Genomic DNA, 6,381 nt, shown 5'->3' with positions numbered 1-6,381 from the left:
CGCCGCATCCTCACCCGGCACGGCAACGACCTGCGCGCCGGCGCCCGCGACCGGCTCCGCTACGGCCTCCAGCGCCTCGCCACCGGTGCCGCCGCCCCGCTGCGCGCCCTGGTGCCCCGGGAGGAGGAGGACGCGCCGTCCCCGGCGCTGCTGCACTGCCTGCTGGTGTCGCTGGACCCGGAGGCCGGCTACCGGGCGGCCTTCGGCGTCGGCCCGGGCGGGCTCTACCTGCTGCGCTCCGGCCACTGGATCGACGCCTACGCGGCCCGCCTGCTGCACCACCCGGACGGCCAGCCGCCGGTCCCCGAGGCCCCGGTGCCCGGTCCGCGCCCGTTCCGCTTCCGGCTCGTCCCCGTGACGCCGGGCGACATCCTCCTGCTCTGCACCCCCGGTCTCGCCCGCCCCATCGCCGACGAGCCGGCCGTCGCCCACTTCCTCTCCACCCACTGGACCCACCCGCACCCCCCGGGCACCGTCGACTTCCTCCGCCAGGTCCAGGTCCGCGCCAAGGGCTACGCCGACGACCGCACCGCCGCCGCCATCTGGACCGAGTGACACCGCACCGGCCTGCGGCTCCACTCCTGCACGAGAAGTCGACCAGGCCGACTTCTCGCGTGAGCGGGGGCCGGGTCAGGTGCGCAGGAGGATGCCGGTGACGGCGGTGGCCTGGGTGAGGGCGGTGACGCGGTGGGCGTCCGGGAGGCCGATGGCGACGGGGACGGCGAGGCCGTCGAGCAGGGCGCGGATCTGGGCCGCGCGGTCGGCGGCGGGGCCGGGGGTGAAGCGGCCGGTGGCGGTGCCCTCCTCGATGAGGGCGACCAGGTCGGCCTGCCAGGGGGCCTCGATGTCCTGCTGGCCCTGGCGGATCTCGGCGCTCGCGGGGGAGCGGCCCCACACCTCGACCCAGAGGATCCAGCGCGGGTCGCCCGCGCCCTCCGGCAGGTAGAGGCGCAGGTAGGCGTCGAGGCGCTGCCAGGGGTCGAGGGTGTGGTCGGCGAGGGCCTCGCGGCGGCGGGCGCCGAGCTGGTCCTCGCTCCAGCGGAGGGTCTCCAGCAGCAGCTGGTCCTTGCTGCCGAAGTAGTAGAGCAGGTGTCCGGCGCTCATCTGGAGCTGTTTGCCGAGCCCGGCCATGGTGAGCTTGGCGAGCCCGTGTTCGGCGATCGCGGCCCGGGCGGTGGCGAAGACCTCCTCGCGGGGGCGGGCCGGCCGGCGCGGGCGGGGGTCGGCCATGTGGGGTTCTCCTCGGTGGGCCGGAACGCGGGAAGGCGGCGCGGAACGCGGGAAGGCGGCCCGGGCGGGGGCGTACGGCCCCCGCCCGGGCGGGGCGTCAGAGCGCCTTCGGCTGCTGCTGGGTGATGCAGTGGATGCCGCCGCCGTTGGCGAAGATCTCGCGGGCGTCGACGAGTTCGACGGTGCGGCCCGGGTAGGCCTCGGCGAGGATCGCGGCGGCCTCCTGGTCGCGCGGGTCGTCGAAGGCGCACAGGACGACGGCGCCGTTGGCCACGTAGTGGTTGATGTAGGAGTAGTCGACCGGCTCGCCGTCCTCGTCCAGCAGGACGGTGGGGGCGGGCAGTTCGAGGACCTCCAGCGGCCGGCCCTGGGCGTCGGTGGAGGCGCGCAGCACGGCGACCAGTTCGCGGCAGACCTCGTGGTCCGGGTGCGAGGGGTCGGGCTGGACGTGGGCGACCACGACGCCGGGGCGCACGAAGGAGGCGACGATGTCGATGTGCCCGCGGGTGCCGAACTCGTCGTAGTCGCGGGTGAGTCCGCGCGGCAGCCAGATCGCCTTGGTGGTGCCGAGGAAGGCGTGCAGCTCGGCCTCGACCTCCTCCTTGGTCCAGGTCGCGTTGCGGCCCTCGCCGAGCTGGACGGTCTCGGTGACGAGGACCGTGCCCTCGCCGTCGACGTGGATGCCGCCGCCCTCGTTGATCAGCCGGGAGGCGAAGCGCCGGACGTCCGTCAGTTCGCTGATGTGCTCGGCGATGTGCTGGTCCTTGTCCCAGCGGGCCCAGGACTGGGCGCCCCAGCCGTTGAAGATCCAGTCGGCGGCGGCCAGCGAGCCCTTGCCGTCGATCAGGAAGGAGGGGCCGATGTCGCGCATCCACGCGTCGTTCAGCGGGCGCTCGACGATCTCGACCTTCTCGGAGACGTACGTGCGCGCCTGCTCGGTCTCGCCGGTGTTGACGATCAGCGTCACCGGCTCGTACCGGACGATGGTGTCGGCGACGGCGGCCCAGGCCTGGCGGGCGGCGTGCAGCTGCTCGGGGCCGTCGAAGGTGGGGTTGGTGGTGGGGAAGGCCATCCAGGTGCGGTCGTGCGGGTGCCACTCGGCGGGCATCCGGTATCCGAGGGAGGCGGGCGTGGCGGTGGTCATCGTGAAGTCCTAAGCGGTCAGAGGAAGTAGAGGCGGCTGAGGGAGACGCTGTCGGCGGGTTCGGAGCGCAGCGGCGAGCCGTCCAGGGAGACCAGGCCGGTCTCGGTGACCTCGACGTGGCCGATGCGGGCGTTGCGCACCATGTCGCGCGGTCCGATGCCGCGGGTGTTCCGCACGCCGACCCGGCGGCGGCGGGTGGGCAGCCCGTCGGCGGCCTGGTCGAGGTAGGCGCCGTCGGCGGCGGCCTGGGCGACGAAGGCCACCGAGATGTCGGCGGCGGTCGCGCCGTGGGCGCCGAACTGCGGTCCCAGGACGAGCGGTTCGCAGCGGTCGGTGGAGGCGTTGGGGTCGCCGACCACGCCGTAGGCGGGGAAGCCGGCCTTGAGGACCAGCTGCGGCTTGGCGCCGAAGTGGTCGGGGCGCCACAGCACGATGTCGGCGAGCTTGCCGATCTCGATGGAGCCGACCTCGTGGGAGAGGCCGTGGGCGATGGCCGGGTTGATGGTCAGCTTGGCGATGTAGCGCAGCACGCGCTCGTTGTCGTCGCCGCTCTCCGTCGTCCCGTACGAGCCGGCGCCGTCGAGCGGGCCGAGTTCGGCCTTCATCTTCCCGGCCATGGCGAAGGTGCGGCGCACGGTCTCGCCGGCCCGGCCCATGCCCTGGGCGTCGGAGGAGGTGATGCCGATGACTCCGAGGTCGTGCAGCACGTCCTCGGCGCCCATGGTGCCGGCCCGGATGCGGTCGCGGGCCATCGCGGCGTCGCCGGGCAGGTCGGGCTTGAGGTCGTGGGCGGAGACGATCATGTCGTAGTGCTCGCCGAGCGCGTCCCGCCCGAACGGCAGCGTCGGGTTGGTGGAGGAGCCGATGACGTTCGGCACGCCCGCCATCTTGAGGACGTTGGGGACGTGTCCGCCGCCGCAGCCCTCGATGTGGAAGGCGTGGATGGTCCGGCCTTCGAGCACCTTCAGGGTGTCCTCGACCGAGAGGCACTCGTTCAACCCGTCGGTGTGCAGGGCGACCTGGACGTCGTACTCCTCGGCGACCCGCAGCGCGGTGTCCAGGGCGCGGGTGTGCGCGCCCATGTCCTCGTGCACCTTGAAGCCGGACGCGCCGCCCTCGGCCAGCGCCTCGATCAGCGGGGCCTCGTCGGAGGACGAACCGCGGCCCAGGAAGCCGATGTTGACGGGCCAGGCGTCGAAGGAGTTGAAGGCGTGCCGCAGCGCCCAGGGGGAGTTGACGCCGACGCCCCAGACCGGGCCGAACTCCTGGCCGATGATGGTGGTGACGCCGGAGGCCAGCGAGGCCTCCATGATCCGCGGCGAGAGCAGGTGGACGTGGGTGTCGACGGCGCCGGCGGTGGCGATCAGGCCCTCGCCGGAGACGATCGTGGTGCCGGTGCCGACGACCACGTCGACGCCGTCGAGGGTGTCCGGGTTGCCGGCCCGCCCGATCGAGGCGATCCGGCCGCCGATCAGGCCGATCGAGGTCTTGCGGACGCCCTGGACCGCGTCGATCACCAGCACGTTGCTGATCACCACGTCGCAGGTGTCGCGGACGGCGGCGGCCTTGAGGTGCAGGCCGTCCCGGGCGGTCTTGCCGAAGCCGGCCAGGAACTCGTCGCCGGGCGCCTGGGAGTCGGACTCGACCCGGACGATCAGTCCGCTGTCGCCGAGCCGGACCCGGTCCCCGGCGCGCGGGCCGTGCACGGCGATGTAGTCGTGCGGGGTGATCGCGCTCACGAGGGCACCTCCGCGTCGTCGAAGCCGGTCAGGTAGCCGGTCGCGCGGGCCTTCGCCAGGGCGGCCTCCTTCGCGCCGGGCGCGTCCAGCGGCCCGTCCACGAGCCCCGCGAAGCCGATCGCGACCCGCTCTCCGCCGATCGGTACCAGGCCGACCTCGACGGTGGCGCCCGGGTCGAAGCGTACCGAGGAGCCGGCCGGCACGGCCAGGTGGGTGCCGTAGGCGGCGGCCCGGTCGAAGGCCAGCCGGGGGTTGGCCTCGAAGAAGTGGAAGTGCGAGGTGACCGAGATCGGCACCCCGGAGGTGTTGTGCACGGGGAGCAGCAGCGTCTCCTCGACCGGGTCGTAGCCGGCGCCGTCGCCGATCAGCGCGCCGCCGGGGGCGTCGTCGCCGAGCGAGCCGGCGCCCTTGAACGGGTCGGTGACGACGGCGAGGCGGGTGCCGTCCTCGAAGACCGCCTCGACCTGGACGACGGTGACCACGTCCGGCACGCCGGGCAGCACCTCGTCGGCGGTGAGCACGGAGCGGCCGGCCTCGATGGCCTCGGCGAGGCGGCGGCCGTCGCGGGCGGCCTCGCAGACGGTGTCCGCGATCAGGGCGGTGGCCTCGGGGATGTTGAGGCGCACGCCCCGGGCGCGGCGGGCGCGGGCCAGTTCGGCTGCCGTGAAGATCAGCAGCCGGTCCCGCTCGGTGGGGGTCAGTCGCACGGTTCCTCGCTCGCGGTCGCCGGGGACGGGGGTCTGCTCGGGGCCGCGGGGCTGTCGGGGTCGATGTTAGAACGACGTTCAAACACCTCGGGGTCATTGAACCCGCAGCGGGCCGCCCTGTCCAGCGTTGCCGCTCCGCGGGCGTTCGGCCCGCCGGGCGGGGGACGGGGGTGAGCGGGCGGGAGCGGGGGGCGGGGGCGAAGAGGTCCGGGTGGGCCGGTGCCCGGACCCCGGCGCGCGGCGGGAGCGGGGCGGGGGGCGCGTGGTCGGGCGCACGGTCGGTACGGGCGCCGGGTGTGCGCGGGATCGGGTGGGGGCTCCTTCGAAAACAGCCTCTGCGCTTCGCAAACCTGTCCGGCGTGGGCAGTTGGATCACGCGAACCACCCCGTGCCCCTTTCACCCCACGTGATCGGACGCACACTGTTGCAAACGCCGTCAACTGGGCATGAGGATGAGTGGTCAGAACGAGGGGGCCACCCGGCCGGCGGGGGATCCGGAGGCGGGGGCCCGGATTTCAGGGCGGGGGCATGTGTTGATGGACGGTCAGTCGCGATTCCCGCGGCAGCGGACGAGTTCCGGCGACGCCTACCGGTCCGGGCCGGTCCAGGCGCCGGTCGCCGGCACCGGGACGACCCTGCCGGGTGCGCCGGCACCGGGGTGTGCCGTGCACCGGAGACTGCACCTCACGCTCGATCCGGCGGATCTCGTCGGGGTGGGCGCGGTGCGGCGGCGGTTGCGCTCGGCGCTGAGCCACTGGGGGGTGCCGGAGCTGTCCGACACCGCCGAGCTGCTCTCCTCCGAGCTGGTCACCAACGCGCTGCTGCACACGGGCAAGGGCGCGGTGTTCGACGCGGAGCTCGGCTCGGACCACCGGCTGCGCATCGAGGTGCAGGACGGCACCAGCAGACTGCCCGGGCGGCGGCGCGATCCGGAGGGCGAGTACGCGACCTCGGGGCGCGGCCTGCTGCTGGTGGAGGCGCTCGCGGACTCCTGGGGCGTGCAGCTGCGCGGCGACGGCAAGGTCACCTGGTTCGAGCTCGCCATGCCCTGAGCCCCGCCTCCGGGCGGCGTGCTCCGGGCCGTGCGTTCCGGGCCGTGTGTTCCGGGTCGGCGGCAGGACGTACGATTGTTCGCCGTCGATTGATTCGCTGTCGAAGGAAGCCCAGAACAGAAGGCGGAACGGAAGATTTCCGGCCCGTTGGCATTGCCGCTCGGCCGAACATTGGCCAGGATGGTGGGAATGTGTGTCCACGTGCGGGAAGCAGCGGGGAGACCGAACCTCGACTGGCGACCGTCCGTCGCACCGTCCTATCCAGCACGACCCATCACAACGCCACGCGGCCCGTCCGGACGGTCGGCGCGGTCCGCCACGGCAGCGGCAGGAGCAGCATGCCCACTGAGCCCGAGTCGCCGGGGCCGGCGCTTCCTCCCGGCGCGGCGCCCGTCGTCGAGCCGCGGACGGTGGCGCCGCGAGCCGTAGAGCCGAGGACCGTGGAGCCGCGCACCGCCCGGCCGAGAGCCGTCGAGCCGCGTGTCGCCGAGCAGCCGGGCGCCCCGGAG

At 73.9% G+C, this 6,381-nt stretch carries 5 protein-coding genes and 1 pseudogene; 2 read left to right on the top strand and 4 right to left on the bottom strand.

From position 1 onward, the window contains the following. Nucleotides 1–555: pseudogene (locus AE652_RS32770) on the top strand (hypothetical protein); the annotation flags it as partial. 75 nt (nt 556–630) lie between these two features. Here the strand turns inward: AE652_RS32770 and AE652_RS32765 are convergent. From AE652_RS32765 to AE652_RS32750, 4 genes are all read right to left on the bottom strand, one after another. Then, entirely contained in the window at nt 631–1,230 is a 600-nt protein-coding gene (locus AE652_RS32765) for a TetR/AcrR family transcriptional regulator (RefSeq protein WP_049658211.1), read from the bottom strand. A 97-nt stretch (nt 1,231–1,327) separates the two neighbouring features. Next, a complete protein-coding gene (locus AE652_RS32760) occupies nt 1,328–2,374 on the bottom strand; it encodes an agmatine/peptidylarginine deiminase (RefSeq protein ID WP_049658209.1) in 1,047 nt (348 codons plus the stop codon). 17 nt (nt 2,375–2,391) lie between these two features. Then, on the bottom strand, nt 2,392–4,113 hold the full coding sequence (locus AE652_RS32755; protein WP_369808351.1) for an urease subunit alpha: 1,722 nt from the start codon (nt 4,111–4,113) through the stop codon (nt 2,392–2,394). Further along, on the bottom strand, nt 4,110–4,820 hold the full coding sequence (locus AE652_RS32750) for an urease subunit gamma (protein ID WP_049658208.1): 711 nt from the start codon (nt 4,818–4,820) through the stop codon (nt 4,110–4,112). Before AE652_RS32750 ends, AE652_RS32755 begins: the two co-directional genes overlap by 4 nt. A gap of 665 nt (nt 4,821–5,485) precedes the next feature. Between AE652_RS32750 and AE652_RS32745 the strand changes: the two genes are divergently transcribed. Further along, nucleotides 5,486–5,872, top strand: a complete 387-nt coding sequence (locus AE652_RS32745; RefSeq protein WP_049658213.1) for an ATP-binding protein — start codon at nt 5,486–5,488, stop codon at nt 5,870–5,872. Nucleotides 5,873–6,381 lie beyond the last annotated feature (509 nt).

The sequence above is a fragment of the Kitasatospora sp. MY 5-36 genome (genome assembly GCF_001182915.1).
In the GTDB taxonomy this organism is placed as follows: Bacteria; Actinomycetota; Actinomycetes; order Streptomycetales; family Streptomycetaceae; genus Kitasatospora.
The sequence above is the reverse complement of the archived record's forward strand: the minus strand, read 5'-3'. Positions and strand labels throughout refer to the sequence as shown.

Excerpts from the sequence above, each read along its gene's own strand:
- AE652_RS32765 (WP_049658211.1), bottom strand. The coding sequence starts at position 1,230 with ATGGCCGACCCCCGCCCGCGCCGGCCGGCCCGCCCCCGCGAGGAGGTC.
- AE652_RS32760 (WP_049658209.1), bottom strand. The coding sequence starts at position 2,374 with ATGACCACCGCCACGCCCGCCTCCCTCGGATACCGGATGCCCGCCGAG.